Origin of the sequence: Olavius algarvensis spirochete endosymbiont (assembly GCA_900608495.1) — a bacterium.
Classification (GTDB): Bacteria; Spirochaetota; Spirochaetia; order DSM-2461; family DSM-2461; genus UBA2779.
Map to the genome: position 1 here is coordinate 32,818 of UWYT01000246.1, position 16,211 is coordinate 49,028.

The 16,211-nt window shown below is 45.3% G+C and carries 14 protein-coding genes; 11 read left to right on the plus strand and 3 right to left on the minus strand.

What is annotated here, in order from left to right; all coding sequences use genetic code 11:
• The first annotated feature begins 1 nt into the window (after nucleotide 1).
• The 4 genes from lpdA to rd are packed head-to-tail and all read left to right on the plus strand — an operon-like array spanning nucleotide 2 to nucleotide 4,219.
• Entirely contained in the window at nucleotides 2-1,429 is a 1,428-nt protein-coding gene (lpdA, locus tag S1OALGB6SA_RS07375; RefSeq protein WP_124033041.1) for a dihydrolipoyl dehydrogenase, read from the plus strand.
• A 47-nt stretch (nucleotides 1,430-1,476) separates the two neighbouring features.
• The gene (locus S1OALGB6SA_RS07380) at nucleotides 1,477-2,619 is read left to right on the plus strand and encodes a citrate/2-methylcitrate synthase (protein WP_124033042.1); all 1,143 of its coding nucleotides are present in this window, start codon (nucleotides 1,477-1,479) and stop codon (nucleotides 2,617-2,619) included.
• Nucleotides 2,620-2,656: 37 nt separating this feature from the next.
• Nucleotides 2,657-4,048 carry a class II fumarate hydratase gene (locus S1OALGB6SA_RS07385; RefSeq protein ID WP_037561115.1) on the plus strand — a complete coding sequence of 464 codons (1,392 nt, stop codon included), beginning with the start codon at nucleotides 2,657-2,659 and terminating at the stop codon, nucleotides 4,046-4,048.
• Nucleotides 4,049-4,051: 3 nt separating this feature from the next.
• On the plus strand, nucleotides 4,052-4,219 hold the full coding sequence (rd, locus tag S1OALGB6SA_RS07390) for a rubredoxin (RefSeq protein WP_503465884.1): 168 nt from the start codon (nucleotides 4,052-4,054) through the stop codon (nucleotides 4,217-4,219).
• Nucleotides 4,220-4,267: 48 nt separating this feature from the next.
• Here rd and folE read toward each other — a convergent pair whose 3' ends face one another.
• Nucleotides 4,268-4,828, minus strand: coding sequence for a GTP cyclohydrolase I FolE (folE, locus tag S1OALGB6SA_RS07395; protein WP_077067530.1), 561 nt, complete (start codon nucleotides 4,826-4,828; stop codon nucleotides 4,268-4,270).
• Between the two features lie 234 nt (nucleotides 4,829-5,062).
• Here folE and S1OALGB6SA_RS07400 point away from each other — a divergent pair, with 234 nt between their 5' ends.
• On the plus strand, nucleotides 5,063-5,260 hold the full coding sequence (locus S1OALGB6SA_RS07400) for a hypothetical protein (RefSeq protein ID WP_037561116.1): 198 nt from the start codon (nucleotides 5,063-5,065) through the stop codon (nucleotides 5,258-5,260).
• A 261-nt stretch (nucleotides 5,261-5,521) separates the two neighbouring features.
• Here the strand turns inward: S1OALGB6SA_RS07400 and S1OALGB6SA_RS07405 are convergent, their stop codons facing one another.
• The gene (locus S1OALGB6SA_RS07405) at nucleotides 5,522-6,676 is read right to left on the minus strand and encodes a DUF8084 family protein (RefSeq protein WP_037561117.1); all 1,155 of its coding nucleotides are present in this window, start codon (nucleotides 6,674-6,676) and stop codon (nucleotides 5,522-5,524) included.
• Between the two features lie 190 nt (nucleotides 6,677-6,866).
• Here S1OALGB6SA_RS07405 and S1OALGB6SA_RS07410 point away from each other — a divergent pair, with 190 nt between their 5' ends.
• The 6 genes from S1OALGB6SA_RS07410 (at nucleotide 6,867) to S1OALGB6SA_RS07435 (ending at nucleotide 14,125) form a co-directional block, all read left to right on the plus strand.
• On the plus strand, nucleotides 6,867-9,011 hold the full coding sequence (locus S1OALGB6SA_RS07410) for a zinc-binding metallopeptidase family protein (protein WP_124033043.1): 2,145 nt from the start codon (nucleotides 6,867-6,869) through the stop codon (nucleotides 9,009-9,011).
• 76 nt (nucleotides 9,012-9,087) lie between these two features.
• Nucleotides 9,088-9,600, plus strand: a complete 513-nt coding sequence (gene nrdR, locus S1OALGB6SA_RS07415) for a transcriptional regulator NrdR (RefSeq protein ID WP_077067531.1) — start codon at nucleotides 9,088-9,090, stop codon at nucleotides 9,598-9,600.
• A gap of 42 nt (nucleotides 9,601-9,642) precedes the next feature.
• Nucleotides 9,643-10,956, plus strand: coding sequence for a histidinol dehydrogenase (hisD, locus tag S1OALGB6SA_RS07420; protein WP_124033044.1), 1,314 nt, complete (start codon nucleotides 9,643-9,645; stop codon nucleotides 10,954-10,956).
• 5 nt (nucleotides 10,957-10,961) lie between these two features.
• Entirely contained in the window at nucleotides 10,962-12,392 is a 1,431-nt protein-coding gene (locus S1OALGB6SA_RS07425; protein ID WP_195910366.1) for a bifunctional folylpolyglutamate synthase/dihydrofolate synthase, read from the plus strand.
• A 32-nt stretch (nucleotides 12,393-12,424) separates the two neighbouring features.
• Entirely contained in the window at nucleotides 12,425-12,829 is a 405-nt protein-coding gene (locus tag S1OALGB6SA_RS07430; protein ID WP_037561120.1) for a hypothetical protein, read from the plus strand.
• A 75-nt stretch (nucleotides 12,830-12,904) separates the two neighbouring features.
• Nucleotides 12,905-14,125: an LL-diaminopimelate aminotransferase gene (locus S1OALGB6SA_RS07435; protein WP_124033046.1), complete on the plus strand. Its 1,221-nt coding sequence runs from the start codon at nucleotides 12,905-12,907 to the stop codon at nucleotides 14,123-14,125.
• A 254-nt stretch (nucleotides 14,126-14,379) separates the two neighbouring features.
• Here the strand turns inward: S1OALGB6SA_RS07435 and S1OALGB6SA_RS07440 are convergent, their stop codons facing one another.
• Nucleotides 14,380-16,203 (minus strand): diguanylate cyclase domain-containing protein, encoded by a 1,824-nt coding sequence (locus S1OALGB6SA_RS07440; protein WP_124033047.1) that lies wholly within the window; start codon nucleotides 16,201-16,203, stop codon nucleotides 14,380-14,382.
• Nucleotides 16,204-16,211 lie beyond the last annotated feature (8 nt).

The window sequence follows — 16,211 nt, forward strand, 5'->3', positions numbered from 1 at the left end:
AATGTCTGATTACACCCATGATGTTGTTGCTATCGGCGGCGGACCGGGTGGATACTCACTCGCCTTGGAATGCGCGAGAAGGCATCTGAAAACCGCTTTGGTTGAAGAACGGAAAATGCTTGGCGGCACCTGTCTCAATATTGGTTGCATCCCCTCAAAGACGCTTTTGGAATCCAGTGAATTTTATGCAAGAATCATCCAGGAAGCGAAGGATCACGGACTAAACATAGAGGGGATAAGCTTAAATCTTAAGACTATGATGGAACGAAAAGCCGCTGTGGTGAAGAAGCTAAGCGACGGAATATCTACCCTGATGAAAAAACGTGGGGTTGAGGTATTCCATGGTAGAGCTACTGTTAAATCACCGGGAAAGATATCGATACAGAGCGAAAATGGAATAGATGAGATATCCTCTCCTCGTGTCGTATTGGCCACTGGAAGTGTTCCAACACCCTTAACACAGCTTCCCTTTGATGGCAAGCGGATTGTCGATTCCACCGGGGCACTGGCATTTGAGGAAGTTCCGAAGCGACTTGCCGTGATTGGAGCGGGTGCAGTGGGTTTGGAACTTGGGAGTATCTGGTGTCGCCTGGGCACGGAGGTTACAATAATTGAGGCGATGAGACAAATTGTTCCAGGCGCGGACTCACAGGCAGCGAAAGTCTTACATAGAGCTCTGACAGAACAGGGCTTAAACATTGCAACCTCATCGATAGTTGGGGATGCGGAAGCCAGCTCAAAAAAAATTACGCTCAGAGTGCAGAATCAATCTGAGAAGAGCGAACTTGCATCGTCTGAAGAGCTAATTGAGGTGGACAAGGTGCTGGTGGCCGTTGGCCGCCGGAATGTTATTAATTCCGCACTCTCGCCGAATGTGGCTCCAGCCCTTAGTTCCGATGGTCGCTTCATCAAAGTGGACGCCAATTTTGAGACTTCGGTTGCGGGGTTGTATGCAATTGGCGATTTGATTGGGAATCCCATGTTGGCACACAAGGCCGAAGAACAAGCCCTGGCCCTTGCAGCCATTTTTGCGGGGGAACCTCGTCCTCCATGGCCGGGACCAATACCAGCCGTTGTATACACGATGCCTGAGCTCGCCTGGGTTGGCGAATCCGAAGAATCACTTAAGACATCTTCCACACCCTATGTAAAGGGCAGTTTCCCCTTTGCCGCCAACGCTCGTTCTCTCGCCGCTAACGTTCAGCAAGGCTTTGTAAAGCTTTTCAGCAGTCCAAACGATGAGAAACTCCTCGGCGCGGTAATAGTAGGTCCCCATGCCTCTGAGCTTATTGCGGAAATTGTTAGCGTAATGGCCTTTGGTGGAAGTGCAGAGGATATCGCCCTCACTATCCACGCTCATCCAACCTTGACGGAAACCGTCAGGGAGGCGGCCCTGTCACTACTAGCCCGCCCCCTTCACAGAACATAGCAAAATAAGGAAGATATGAAAGTACAAACAGGCAGGAGGACGAATATATGGCAGAAAAAAGCTACGCTAAAGGACTAGAAGGCGTAATCGCGGGTGAAAGCAAAATATGCAAAGTTGACGGAGAAAACGGACGTCTATACTACTACGGATATCGAATAGCCGATTTAGTTGAGAAAGCTTCCTTTGAGGAAGTTACGTACCTGCTTCTGTATGGCAAGCTACCCACCTCCAGGGAGCTTTCAGAGTTCACAGCAAGAATGCGCAAAAATCGTGAACTTAAGCCCCCGATACTCAATATAATCAAAGAATTCCCACGAAGTTCCCATCCAATGGAGCTATTGCAAACCATCGTCAATTTTCTCTCCGGCTACATCGACCATAAAATCGAACACTCTCCTACTTGTAATTGCCGTCAAACCCTCCACCAGATAGCTCAGCTACCTGCGGTTATCGCGGCTTTTCACAGATTCAGAAACGGACTGAATTACATATCTCCCCGCGACGATCTATCTCACGGAGCAAATTTTCTCTGGCAACTCAAGGGAACTGAACCCGACAGTGAAGATGGCGAAATAATGGACAAATGCTTAACCCTGCATGCCGAACACTCTTTTAACGCCTCCACATTTACCGCCCGGGTTGTCGCGTCAACCCTATCCACCTGTTACTGCTCAATCTCGGCCGCAATCGGCAGCTTATTTGGCAGCCTTCACGGCGGAGCTAACGAAAAAGTGATAACCATGGTTGAAGACATTGACAACGTCGAAAACGCAGCTCCCTGGATTGATGCCGCGCTAGCGAAAAAGCAGAAGATTATGGGTATGGGACATCGTGTGTATAAGGCCAAAGATCCGCGTGCCGTAATAATGGAGAGATTTCTCCAAACCCTCTCCAGCAAATACAATGATAATAGCAAACTCGTAGTACTTGAAGAAATCGAGAAAGTGTTCCGTGAGCGAATGGAAGAAAAGGGCAAACCTATCTATCCAAATGTCGATTTCTTCTCCGGCGCCGTCTACAGTCTGCTAGGCATTCCCTCAAGCTTGTTCACACCTATCTTCGCCATGGCCCGCGCATCCGGATGGCTGGCCCACATCCTTGAGCAACGTGTCGACAATCGCCTATTCCGCCCCAAGGCGTTGTATACCGGCGAAGTTGATCGCCCTTGGCCGGCAGAGAGTATAGATTGATTTTATAGCCCGCGGCGGGGTGTTTTAGGAGTTGTGTATGAGATATCGCAATGAATCAGATTCAATGGGCGAAGTTCGCCTTCCTGAAGATTCATGGTACGGCGCTCAAACTCAAAGAGCAGTCGGAAATTTTGGCATATCCTCTCTGCATCTACCCCTCTCATTTATCAAAGCACTTGCCCTGGTAAAAAAATCTGCGGCAATAAGCAATCAAAAAATCGGCGAGTTAGACGAAAACATTGCCCTTGCAATCTCAAATGCTGCCACCGAAGTAATAGACGGCAAACTAGACGATCAGTTCCCGGTGGATGTGTTTCAAACCGGCAGTGGAACCAGTACCAACATGAATATGAATGAGGTACTGGCCAACAGAGCCAACGTAGCCCTCGGCGGGCAAAAGGGCACTCGCAAACCCATACACCCAAACGACCATGTAAACAAGGCACAGTCGTCCAACGATGTAATCCCCACCGCCTTGAATATAGCGAATCGATTAGCCGTCAAGGAATTCATCGAAAATCTCGAAGTATTGGAATCCTCTCTGGCAGTAAAAGAAAAAGAATTTGCGAGGATAATCAAGTTGGGCCGAACCCACCTTCAGGATGCGGTGCCGATGACACTCGGCCAAGAATTCGGCGCATTTAGGGAGCAAATCCACAAAGGAATCAAAAGGCTGGCTGCCGCCTCCCCTCACTTGGAGGAACTGGCCCTAGGCGGCACAGCCGTTGGATCAGGCCTAAACTGCCCAGCAGGATTTGCAGAAGAAGCCATATCCTGCATTGTCAAAGAAACGGGCATACCCTTTATAACTGCAAAAAGCCGCTTTGAAGCCATCGCCTGTAGGGATGCGCAGGTTGAACTGATGGGTGCTGTAAACACTGTTGCCATTTCACTCGGAAAAATCGCGGACGATCTTAGACTGCTTTCCTCCGGTCCTCGCTCTGGACTTGGAGAAATTACAATACCACCCCTTCAACCCGGAAGCTCGATCATGCCAGGAAAAGTAAATCCAGTAATCCCGGAAATGGTTATCCAAGCCGCGGCGTTCGCCCGCGGGCAGGCCCTTACGGTGAGCATAGGCGGCACAAACGGCCCTCTGCAGCTAAACATGATGCATCCTGTAATCGCCTGGAGCAGCCTGAGCGCCATGGAAGTTCTAGGCGCCGCCGCTAAGGCCCTGGGCGAACGCTGTATTGATGGCATAAAGGCAAATATCAATCGGGCCGCCGAATGGGTAGAACAATCTCTCGCCCTGGTTACACCACTGGCTCTTGAAATTGGCTACGACAAAGCCGCCGAACTTGCGCACCAAGCTTATGAATCTGGAAAAACTATAAGAGAAACGGTGAAAAACGCGGCAATATTTCCAGATGAAGAAATAGACAGGCTCTTGAATCCAAACTCTATGATACAAACGGAGGAGAAGTGAAACATGATGGTTAGTTATGTATGCAATGTTTGCGGCTATATCTACGATCCTGCTGAAGGCGATCCCGAATTCCAGGTGCCACCTGGAACAGCGTGGGAATATCTCCCTGAAGATTGGGTATGTCCTGTTTGCGGCGCGGATAAGGACCAGTTCACCCCATTGGACAACTAAATCATCCGCGCTTTTCTGGGCTGGAAACTTCAATCAGCGTCCTTCATCTCAGCATTTTGTTGCCAAAGTGAGGAATTCCGTGCGAGTACTCGGATCCGAATGAAAACTTCCAAGAACTGAACTTGTTGTCATTGAGCTATGCTGCTTCTCAACTCCTCTCATCGTCATACACATATGTTTAGCGTTAATAACAACCCCAGCGCCATCAGCATCAACAAGGCGCATAACAGCCTTTGCAATATCTGTCGTCAATCGCTCCTGAAGCTGTAGACGCCGCGAGAAGTGATTTACCATTCGCGCAAGTTTGCTGACTCCAACTATCTTCACTTTGGAGATGTAGCCAATAGTGCATGTACCAAAAAAGGGCAGCATATGATGTTCGCAAATGCTGTACACCTCTATATCCTTGCAGAGTATCATGTTGTTTGAATCCGATTTAAACACTGCTCCGCGAACTATCTCCTCCAGATTACTTCGGTACCCGGAACTCAAGAAATTCCACGATTCGGTCACCCTTTGGGGCGTGCCGCATAAACCCTCTCTATCAGGGTTTTCTCCAATTTCTATGAGAAGGCTGCGGATTAGCTTTTCCACTCTCTGCTTGTTCATTCTTGCTTCCTTATTTCAAATTATTTCACAGTATTGTAAGCATATAGAGAATCTAAAGCACAGTAATCTCACAAGATGCTTCCTTAAGATACAACGCGAAAAAGTGGTTCATTCCCATTTCGATTAACAGAATGTGGGTTCTTAACCGGACTTGACCTTACCCAGTCATAGTCTGTATATTCGAATTGCCTTGAAGGCACCATTCTGCTGCCAGAAACGAAAGGAGACTTAAGCATGTCCAAAGCACATCGCGGCAAAACCCTGAAAGCAGAGACTCCGCAATCCGGCCGTGGCAAATGTCCTTTGTGCAGGCGAACCGGAGTGAAACTGCTGTACGAATACGAAATTGATGAGAAGAAGCTTGTACTATGCAAACAGTGCAACTCGGCTGTTAAGTCAGGGAAATTCAAGGAAGCAATTGTACCAACATAACCTAATCGAGGGTATTATCAATGCTGTGTATGATGTGCAATCCTCATCTATGTATCAACGATGATTAATGGGGAGTGTAGACAAGGTTCTCTTTTTAATCTATGGACTCCGCTCAACCCGCCTCTCATGGCTGGCTGTATTTCGAAAACGTGAAGCATAAGCAAACTTCGATATCAGCGAAACAGGAACACAGAATCCTGGATACCCGACTGAGCCCGGATATAATCGGTGTTCAGTCGCTATCTGGATTCAATCTCATCATTAAAATCGAACTGTTAGGGTGATTGAAGGAACATCACCACGAATCATCCCTACCTTTGAGGTGAAGCGCAATCCAACCTCACTACATGCTTCACGAAGATAATCCTGATATTGCAAACCCAATTCCGGATTCCCAACGGATGTGTTATGATAGAATTCTTGAAGCGAGATGCTGCTTTCTGATTTCACGCCCTCATCGAACTTCTCTTTGAAATCAAGATAGTCCACTTCGCTACCATAGACAACAAGTTGCAATTTATCATCGGAGTTGATAGATGTAGCATGGGGGTTGGCAAACCTCCAGCCAATAACCAAATCTTTTTTTTCAGCTTTCATGGCTTCGAGTAAACTGTTCCGTTTTGTGGAATCGCGCAAAAGCTCTTCTGAGCTTATTCTGAAAACCCCGTCACGTTTTGCAAAGTTCTGTATATTCAGTGTTTCCGCGCTAGTCATCAATTCTGTCAGCAATAGAGTCAGATAGTCGGCAATCGACGAGCGACGGATATACAATGTGAGACGTTCCCTCATTCTTCTAATTAGTGGTTCAAGTTCCTTATCGGAAAAGAATTTCATCAAAATGAACCAGGTAAAAGATCTTGAATTATCTAGAAATCTATCACTAAGGAATATCATCACATTCTTCTCATCGGCGAGCAACGAGGAATCGGACACAATAGTCTTCACAACCGGAGCAGTGATGGCTTTGCGAATTGATTTGAGTCGATCGGAGTTTTTCAGCAATATTCTCTTGAGGTTGCTGTCATTAACCTTCGTTCTCTCGTCTATAGCCTTACCCGGATTTGTCCGATTCCAAAATTTTATCAACGGTGAATTGATTAGAATATCGAATATTTCTTTGTCAAATCTTTTGTAGAAGAAGGCAAATATAATCAGTTTGGATAAGTCTATCAAGTCCGATCTAACAGTTGTAAATTCTACATGAGAAGTTTCCAAACCGGAGAAGTAGCCTATCCTTATCATGCGCTGCAATGAATTGGGAGATATCTTAGCCAATCTGATACCAAACTGAATTCCGCCATCGGCAGTCGATATTTTTTTGAGTTTATATCCCTTGTTCACAAAGAAACCAACACCATCGTTTGTCAGAATCGCTTTCGTTTCTAATTCTATGTGAGGTTTTTTGAGAAGAACCATTTCCTATCCACTTTTATGATATCTCACTAGCAAACTCAAGATTGTTTCCATATCATAATTGATTAGACAATATTTGGGGAGATGTATTGTAAGGGAATTGCTTATAATCGTTCTCAAACAATGTACAAGGGCTGTTTCGATTGGAATTTCATTGACGGTGAGTCAAATACTGACTTAACCTGAATCTCTGATGCGAACCTTAGTTGCGTTTTTTGCTTTGATAACAGTCTTACCGGAAGTTGCAGCGATACCCGATATCGAAGCGCATTACGCATATCTTACTGGACTTGGCTCAAGAAGCGATGGCACCGTCGCCGAACATCTCGCATTGGATCATATTGCGAAAACACTTGATGATCTGAATATAACACATTCGCGCAAACCCCTCGATTCTGGTGAACGCGGGCATTCGTTTTCGGAAAATATCATCGCACAAATTCCAGGTTCACGGGATGGACTATATGTGCTGGCCACTCCCATTGACGGAGGCGCATTTTCAACGGCCCTACTGCTAGAGATGGCAAAGGAACTGACTATCAATCGCCCCAAAAATACCGTTGCTTTCTTATTTCTGGGAGCTGAAAAGGGAGATACTCACTTTCATCCCTATGGAAGCCGACTAGCGCTTAGAGAATTAACTCAAAGAGAAGATATCTTTGCGCTATATCTTGATAGCGATGAAAATCCCCGTACATGGAATATGGAAATTGGCAGTAATAAAACTCTCAATCCATCCTGGTTCGTCGAAGGTTTGATTGATACCTTGTCATCGGAAAGCATTCCCTTTTCCCTTAGACTTACTGATATTTTAGTTGCTCGCCTGGGATTGAAGAACAATACCAGCTTACCCGAAACCTGGCTGGATGTCGGAATTCCAACAATTTCTTTGGTTGGTTCGGAATTCGCGGAAATAGATGAAAACGATGCCCACACCCGCCGCTTGCTCAACGCTCTTCTATCTCTGGATTACATCTTCGAGGAAATTCCATCAGGTTGGGAAAGTACGTACCTGGTTATCAGCTCGATGTCGAGAATGTACTCCCGCATAGTTCGCGAGGGTACCTACGTAACAGTTTTCCTGGCAATCTCGGCTGCTTTTGTCGTCGTTATCTTGATTTGGATACGCAATATAAAGCTTAATATGAAACGTTTTGCCCGCTACAGCTGGACTCTACCTTTACTGTTAGCAATAGTGTTTCTATTTCTGTTTCTTTCAACCCTTTTTGTGGAAATGGCTTTGCTCCTTTCGGAATTCCCCAAGTTGTGGGAGAATTCGCCTGGAACGTTCGTTTTCTTTAAGCTAACCGTAGCAACAACCTTGTCGCTTATGTACATACTAGTCACTAATGGACTTCCTTTGATTCGCAATCCACATTTCTATTCATATGCCGCCATTGGAGCTGCGAGTCTCACATTTTTGATTTTTATCGCGCTTGATATCACAGTGGCAGCCTATTCACTTTGGACCATAGTCAGTCTTCTGTTACTTATAAGCACAAGAAACATGAAACTGAAAATCATATTCTTGATACTGTCAGTAATTCCACACATTGTGGGACTTGTATTACTTGAGCCGTATTCAAACATAATAGAATCTTTGTTGCTCTCACGAATATCCGGAAACCTAGTGATATCGTTGTTGCTCTTCCCAATAGTCCTGGCCATAACCAGCCTGAACTACTGGAACTTGCATTATTTCAGAAAGCGAACTAACATGCTGATACCGGCTGCGACTTTTACCCTCTGCCTTACCGCCATTATCACACTAATCTGGATAATCAGACTAAGCCCATATGATGGAGATAATCTCCAGCCCGTTTCTTTGATTGACGATATTGATTTGAGTAATGGCGAACGTCACATTCAAGTATCTAGTCCTGGACCAATCGGTCTAGCAAACATCCTGGTGAACGAAAAAACCTATCGGTTAGCCGGCTCGCAAAGGACTGAAAAAATTCAAATTCCACTTGATGAACTTCCCTTAGACGTTATAACAAGTACACAGACGTTTCTGGGACACCGAACCATCCGCGTAACAATCAAAGGAGAGAAGAATCCGAAAAAGATTGTCGCTACACTTCAATCCAATTCTCCATTCACTCTCCACAGTGCGAATTTTCCTTTTGAAATGAAGCCGTCGGGAATCCTCGCAAGCATTTTCATCGGCAACTATCCACCCTTCCCAATCACTTTGCAATTCACCGTTAACAATGATGCACGGCTCAAGCTAATCATAAACGGGTTCTGGATAAACCCTGAAGATCCCCAACTTATAAATCGACCTGACCTGGATATTGCATTGACTAAAAAGGTCTATCAAGAAACAGAGTTGTAGACAATGCACGTCGACTATCTTGCGGGGGGATCAATTAAACAAACAATACATGGAGTTTATAATGGGAGGAAACTGAATGAAATGTCCCTTGTGTAGGAACGCAGGCAACAGAGTTATTGAGTCAAGACAGAATCCAAGTGGTACATCTATTCGCCGTAGACGGGAATGCAACCATTGCGAATATAGATTTACTTCCTATGAAACAATCGAAGAGGTTCCGCTCACTGTCATTAAAAAAACTGGCAGCAGAGAAAAATTCGATTTAAAGAAAATTGAACATAGCATATATCGCGCTATCGTAAAAAGAACTGTATCCCACTCAAGCATCGAAGACCTGCTACATACAATTGAAGATGAGGCGACTCTGATGAGTCGCTCTACTCACGAGATTCGCAGCGAAACTATAGGCGAACTGGTTCTTGATAAGCTTTTTAAGATTGATAAAGTTGCCTACGTTCGCTTTGCCTCGGTTTATCGGCAGTTTGAGAATGTCGAGGAGTTCGTAAAGGTGATTGAAACATTTGCCTCAGACACGCTGAACCTGGAGAATGGTGAAGATAGCAATGCTCCCCTCTTCATGAAAGACTAAACAAATTGTCTGAAATTGGTGTTAACTTCCGGAGATTTTATAATGACAATCAATACTCGCAGATGGTCTGAACTAAACCGCGATGAAAGGGCAAAATTGCTGTCAAGATCCAAATTTGATATCGCTGATGTCAGCGACGCTGTCGCGAGCATCATTCTTGATGTACGAGAAAGGGGTGACACCGCGATTAAGGAACTGAATCATCGATTTGATGGAACTTCACTAGATACTCCCATTCTCGTGCCGAAGTACCACTTCGAGGAAGCACGAACACAGATTTCCCAAAAACTCAAAGACGCAATTGATTATTCGATTGAAAATGTTAGAAGATTTCATTCCCATCAAGAGCCAGATGGTATTTTTTGGAAGGAACTGCGTCGCGGGATTATGGCAGGCGAAAGAACTGTCCCAATTGAATCGGTGGCATTCTATGTTCCTCGTGGTAGGGGTAGTTTCCCTTCGATGCTCTACATGATGGCCGTGCCAGCCATGATAGCCGGTGTTAAACACATGGCCGTTGCGAGCCCACCGGATTCAACCGGCCGTATTGATCCGGCCTGCCTATATACAGCGGAGCTTTGCGGAGTTCAGAAGTCATATGCCATGGGTGGTGCTCAAGCCTGGTCAGCCCTGGCCTATGGTACCGAGTCTGTAGAGAAGGTAGACAAATGTATCGGACCTGGAAATAAGTACGTGGCCGCGGCAAAAAAAATCTTAAGTGATACACTTGACTGCGGGCTGCCGGCCGGTCCATCAGAATCAATCATTCTTGCTGATTCAAGCCCCGATGCCAAAGATATCGCAAGAAATCTACTTGTCGAAGCCGAACACGGTTCAGACTCTGCGGCACTCCTGATTACAAATTCAACTGAATTAGCAGAACGGGTGCGGGAATACCTAGTTGTTTTTAGTGGCGCTTTGCCTGAACCAAGACGTACATATGTAAATCATGTTCTATCCGGCTACGGTGGAATACTGATAGTGGAAACCATTGAAGAAGGTATAGATATTGTAAACCAATTCGCTACAGAGCATCTCCAAATTCGCACCTCCAAACCCTTCGAAACCCTCAGTCTAATCTCCAATGCCGGTGAAATACTCCTTGGCGACAACGTGCCGTTTTCGGTGGCAAACTATTCTGTGGGAACAAATGCAATTCTGCCCACGGGCGGCAGCGCACGAACCTGGTCTGGTGTCTCCGTGCGAGATTTCAAGAAACGATCCAGCGTAGTCTATTTGACAAGCGATGCTCTTAACAAACTTCGGCCCCATTCCTCTCTGCTTGCGGAGTATGAGGGATTTCCAGCACACCAGCGCGCCTTAGACGAATGGGAGCCAACAGAAAAAAACCGATAAAAGAAATGATTCAAACCTTAGACGAAGCATTCGAAATTTTCGAAAGCTGCACAAATCTGGAAAGAGGGTTCCCACCTGGTAATCCGAATCGGATATATCGCTTAGATCGAATGCGTAGGTTATGCGATCACTTTGGAAATCCGCAAGAAGAATTCAAGAAAATCCACATTGCCGGCTCCAAGGGGAAAGGCTCTACCGCAGCCTACATAGGCAAATTACTCGCTACAACCGGGGCGCGTATTGGAATTTACAGCTCACCACACCTTGTTGATTATCGAGAACGATTTCTAATAATCGGCACTGAATTTCCTGAAAAAACCGCCTTGGAAACTGCACGCCAATTACTTGAAAATCTCACTGATATCAATGGCAAGCTGCCCGGCACCGGAAAAACTACAACGTTTGAACTTCTCACACTTTTCGCTTTTCTTCTTTTCAGAAATACCAATTGCGATTATGCCATACTTGAAACAGGCCTGGGCGGACGATTGGATGCAACCAATGTGATAGAACACCCTGAGGCGGTGCTAATCACAAGCATTGAAAGAGAACACACAGAGATTCTTGGGAATCACATACATGAAATTGCCAAAGAAAAAGCGGGAATCATAAAAACTTCTTCGCGAGTTTGGACTGCCAAGCTGCCTGCGTCCGCCCAGAACATCATACGATTGAGAACTAGAGAGACCGAATCGTCGCTAACAGAACTCGCTGAGCGCCTTGCTAAAATCGAAGAGTTGCCAAACTTCAACAACAGGGTTAACAAGTTTGCCTGGAAGCTTAAGTGGCGGGGACTCAAAACCGTTCCGCCAGCCTCTGCAATAAACCGAATTCCTGTCGGAATATCCACATCCGAGATGATACATCTTTCCATGGGCGGATATGTACAAGCCGAAAATGCCGCATTAGCCTTGCTCGTTGCACGAAGCCTGGAACCCTCTCTGGATTTTGACGGAACTAGATACACTGCGGGTATCACCGCCATCGAGCAATTATCTCTTCCAGGACGGTTTCAATTTCTCAAAGTGAACCCGCCTATCATCTTAGACGGTGCTCATACTCCTCGCTCGATTGCAGCCGCCTATGAGGGTTTCGTGCAACTCACATCGCGATACACATTTGACTCGCCAGTTCTTCTTTTTGGCAGCGTTGCAGGAAAAAACCACAAATCTATGGCTAGAATCCTTTGTAACAACAGAAATCCGATTTTCAAAAAAATAATCGTTAGCACACCAGGAAACTTCAAACCGAGCAATCCGAGAGAAGTCGCGAAATCCTTCGTGTCGCAAGGTGCGGATGTGGAAGTGATTCCGAATATCAAAAAGGCCTGGATTACTACCTTGAAACTTGCGGATAATACACGCCCGATATTCATTACCGGTTCATTCTATATGATCGGAGAAATTGCGAGCTTGAAGAACGATGGTTGGGCCTAGACTTAGTTCCTTCCAGAACTTAGCATAATCTGATGGCTAAGCTTATACTGAGAAAACATCCTGCTGTACAAGCTGTTCATTATCTCTTTTTGCTTCCATTCGGTATCGCTCTTCGGCCTTTAATCACGAATTTCCGAACATTGGACTTCATTATATATAGCCTGGGTTGCGCTCTGGTTTTATTCCTGATAATCTATGGGAATCGTCGCCCCTTACTCATCTCAGACAACCATGGACTTCACCTATACCTGCACCATGGCCGCGAAGCCGAATTTCATCCATTTAATCATATAGCCAATTACGCCCTAATGAGCAGGAGCCGGATATCCATTACACCAAAAAATGGTTTGCCCATAATTCTTTTTTTAGATAAAAACGATCTTACAAAACTCACCTATGCTCTGGAGATTGAAAGCATTCGTACTGACAAGGAATGAACCGACTATATCTAGGAATACATGCTAAAGGCAGGCAACTTCCCGCAATCACACGCTGTCGTATAATATACTTGGATGATTCGGCTAAATCCAAACTATGACAAGCTTCAATCCGATTATCTTTTCGTGGAAATCGCCCGTCGCGTGAACAAGCATCTCGCAGGCAATTCGAAACGCAAACTTATAAAGCTGGGAATTGGCGACGTAACAAAGCCTCTATCAGCAACAGTAATAAAAGCCTTTCATCAGGGCGTGGATGAACAAGCAAGCAAAACCACTTTCAAGGGATATGGCCCTGATCAGGGTTATCTCTTCCTGCGAGCGGCAATCGCCCAGGCTGATTATCACGAACGCGGATGTGATTGTATTGATGCTTCGGATATATTTATCTCCGATGGTGCAAAATGCGACACGAGCAATTTCCAGGAACTCTTTGCTTCCGATATCAAGGTTGCCCTGCCGGATCCGGTATATCCGGTTTATGCCGATACCAATGTAATGGCCGGTCGAACAGGATTTGCACAAAATGGCCGCTATCAAGGCCTAATCTACCTTGAGGGTAACGAAAGTAACGGTTTTGTTCCTTCTCCCGGGGAACTAGTGAATAACCCGGCCGAGTTGGTCTATCTTTGCTTTCCGAACAATCCCACTGGAGCCACAGCAAACAGAGAACAGCTTGGCGACTGGATTCAATGGGCGCTAAGCCAAGGGGCAATAATACTGTATGATTCCGCATACGAGGCCTTCATTACTGATACGAATACACCCAGGAGCGTATACGAAATCCCAGGTGCCGATAAATGCGCTGTTGAATTTCGCAGTTTCTCAAAAACAGCCGGTTTCACTGGAGTTCGATGTGCATACACCGTAGTGCCTGGCGCCATAGAAATCAACGGTATCAAACTCCAAAATATGTGGAATCGCAGACACTCAACTAAATTTAACGGAGTATCTTATCCAGTGCAAAAGGCCGCGCTTGCAGTATATTCAGCCGAGGGAAGGAGAGAAATCAAGGCGAACATTGATTCTTACCTGGCCAATGCCCGAATTATTCTCGATGCGATGAACTCGCTCGGATATCAATACTGGGGAGGGGTAAACAGCCCCTATGTTTGGATAAAAACTAATGAAGATTCCTGGTCGACTTTTGACAAAATACTGAAAGGAGCCGATGTAGTTATAACCCCTGGAAGCGGCTTCGGCAAAATGGGCCAGGGTTATATAAGAATTAGTGCATTCAACAGTGCGGAGAACGTCCGGGAAGCACTTGAGCGAATCGTGGACCTGCTTAGCTAAACCTCAATATGGTTTAACATCGTACAACAACGGAAAAACTGGAGAACTAACCAACAATATACAACTCACTCGCCTGAACCCATTGGTGCTGATTCTGATGGTATGAAGGTATGCCGGGCCGCGGTCGACACACAATTAATTGCCTTGCTCATGAGAAACTAGACTGATTATTTCCCCCCACTGCCAGGCTTCATTGCCGAATCGGCAGTTGCTCTATGTCGAATTTGCGCAGGGTATGCACTACGCATGATAATCTATACCTCAATAATTTCAGTTCGATTTCGACCATTCTTCTTGGCGAGCATCAACGCTTTGGCGGCCTGATCGATAAGTGTCCCCGGATCATTGTCTCTAGAGGGTATAATAGTGGCACAACCTACACTGACAGTCAGAATCTTCGAATCCCCAGCGAAACTATGTGCAATGCTCTTTGATTCAACCATAGCTCGGAATCTATCGGCACTGCGGTATAGACTGAATTCATCAGTATCCATCATTACCACTGCAAAAACATCCTCACCGTATCGAGCCGACACATGAGAGTTCATATCAGTTGCACCTTGAGACACAATTTGACCCAATTGACTCATCACATTTTCGCTTCGTTTATGCCCATAAGTTCTCTTGTAAAACTTGAAATAATCAACATCTATCATAATCATCGACATGGAGTGCTGAGCATTCAATGTGTCGGCACTCCACTTAGACCGCAAGAAGTTCTTCAGTAGCACCTTATTATGCATACCTGTGTCCTTATCAATGAAAGCTTGAGTGAAGAAATCGATATTTTGACTCTCAAGCTTGTTTCGCTCTGTGGACAGCTTGTCGATTTGAACAAGAGCATTAGAGAATATTTTTGCTTCGAGCACGGTGTGGTAGACACTGAATACGAAAAACGCACTGGCGATAGACTGAAAAACCGTTTGAGTTTTATTATCAACAATCCCGAGAATGACGCTGAAGATAAAAAACTCCACACCGAAAAGCGAAAGCATAATCAGATATTCCTTAGTTCTGTAAAGAGCCCGGACTAACATGAAAATCGTATAAGCAATGAAGCCGGCCGTAATAAGTTGCAGCGGAGGTATAAATTGAGAATAAATCGCCGTCGGAGTAGAAACAACCAATATTGCCATTGCAAGTGCTATGGGCAAAACGATTCGGTTGAGTTTTGAATGAAAATATCTTGGATAAAGATTGAAGCAATATAAAGTGAAGACTGGGCCAACCAGGGACAATGCGAAGAAAATGATTTTAGTCCTCACCTCGCCACCCCAATTTGGAAATATAGTTAACAGAGCCATCTGACTTTTCAATCCCGCGAAAAGTAAAGCAAACACACCAAGAAAACCTAAGTACAGCGGGGCAAGACGCTTCTTACTCAGTATCAGAACTGAGAACTGATATAGAATCATTAGAAACAGACCCCCAAGAAAAACTGAATCGACGGCAAGATGTTTTTCTCGGGCAGCTAATAAATCTTCATAAAGGCCTAAACAAATCCAGCGGTTTAACCCGGCATTAATGTTATGATAGTTGGAAATACTGACTGTGATAGTCATCGAATCGCCGCCCGCTGCAACAGGCATAAGGACAGTCCTATTTCCTGAAACGGATTTTTCGGGATTCGTATCTACATCACCGATTTCACTGATTCTTTTGCCGTCAATGTAGATGTCCGCATTTGGCGTTATGTTATGAGTTTTAATCGCGAGAATATCACCTTCATCCTCAAAATTCTTGAGAATCGTGAGTTTGTAAGTAGCCACCCCTCGCGGCTCAATTGTGTGATCAACGCGTTTTAACTTATCCCAATAGGATGGAACAGACGTGTATAAATCGGGAGTCTGGGCGATAATTGAATCGTAAGTTTCCCTGCTAACAATTTGATTCCAGTAGAACGCCCATTCTCCAACCAGTCTAACTAAACCATCTGCCTCGAAATCATGATCTCGAAGATCCATCACTCCCGTTTCCGCGAGAGGGGAAGGCTCGAACTCAATGATGAACAGGAGAAAGTACACCACTAGTCCCATAACTAACGATAGAGAAACAAAATAGATAAACGGTCTATTCATTTTTATAT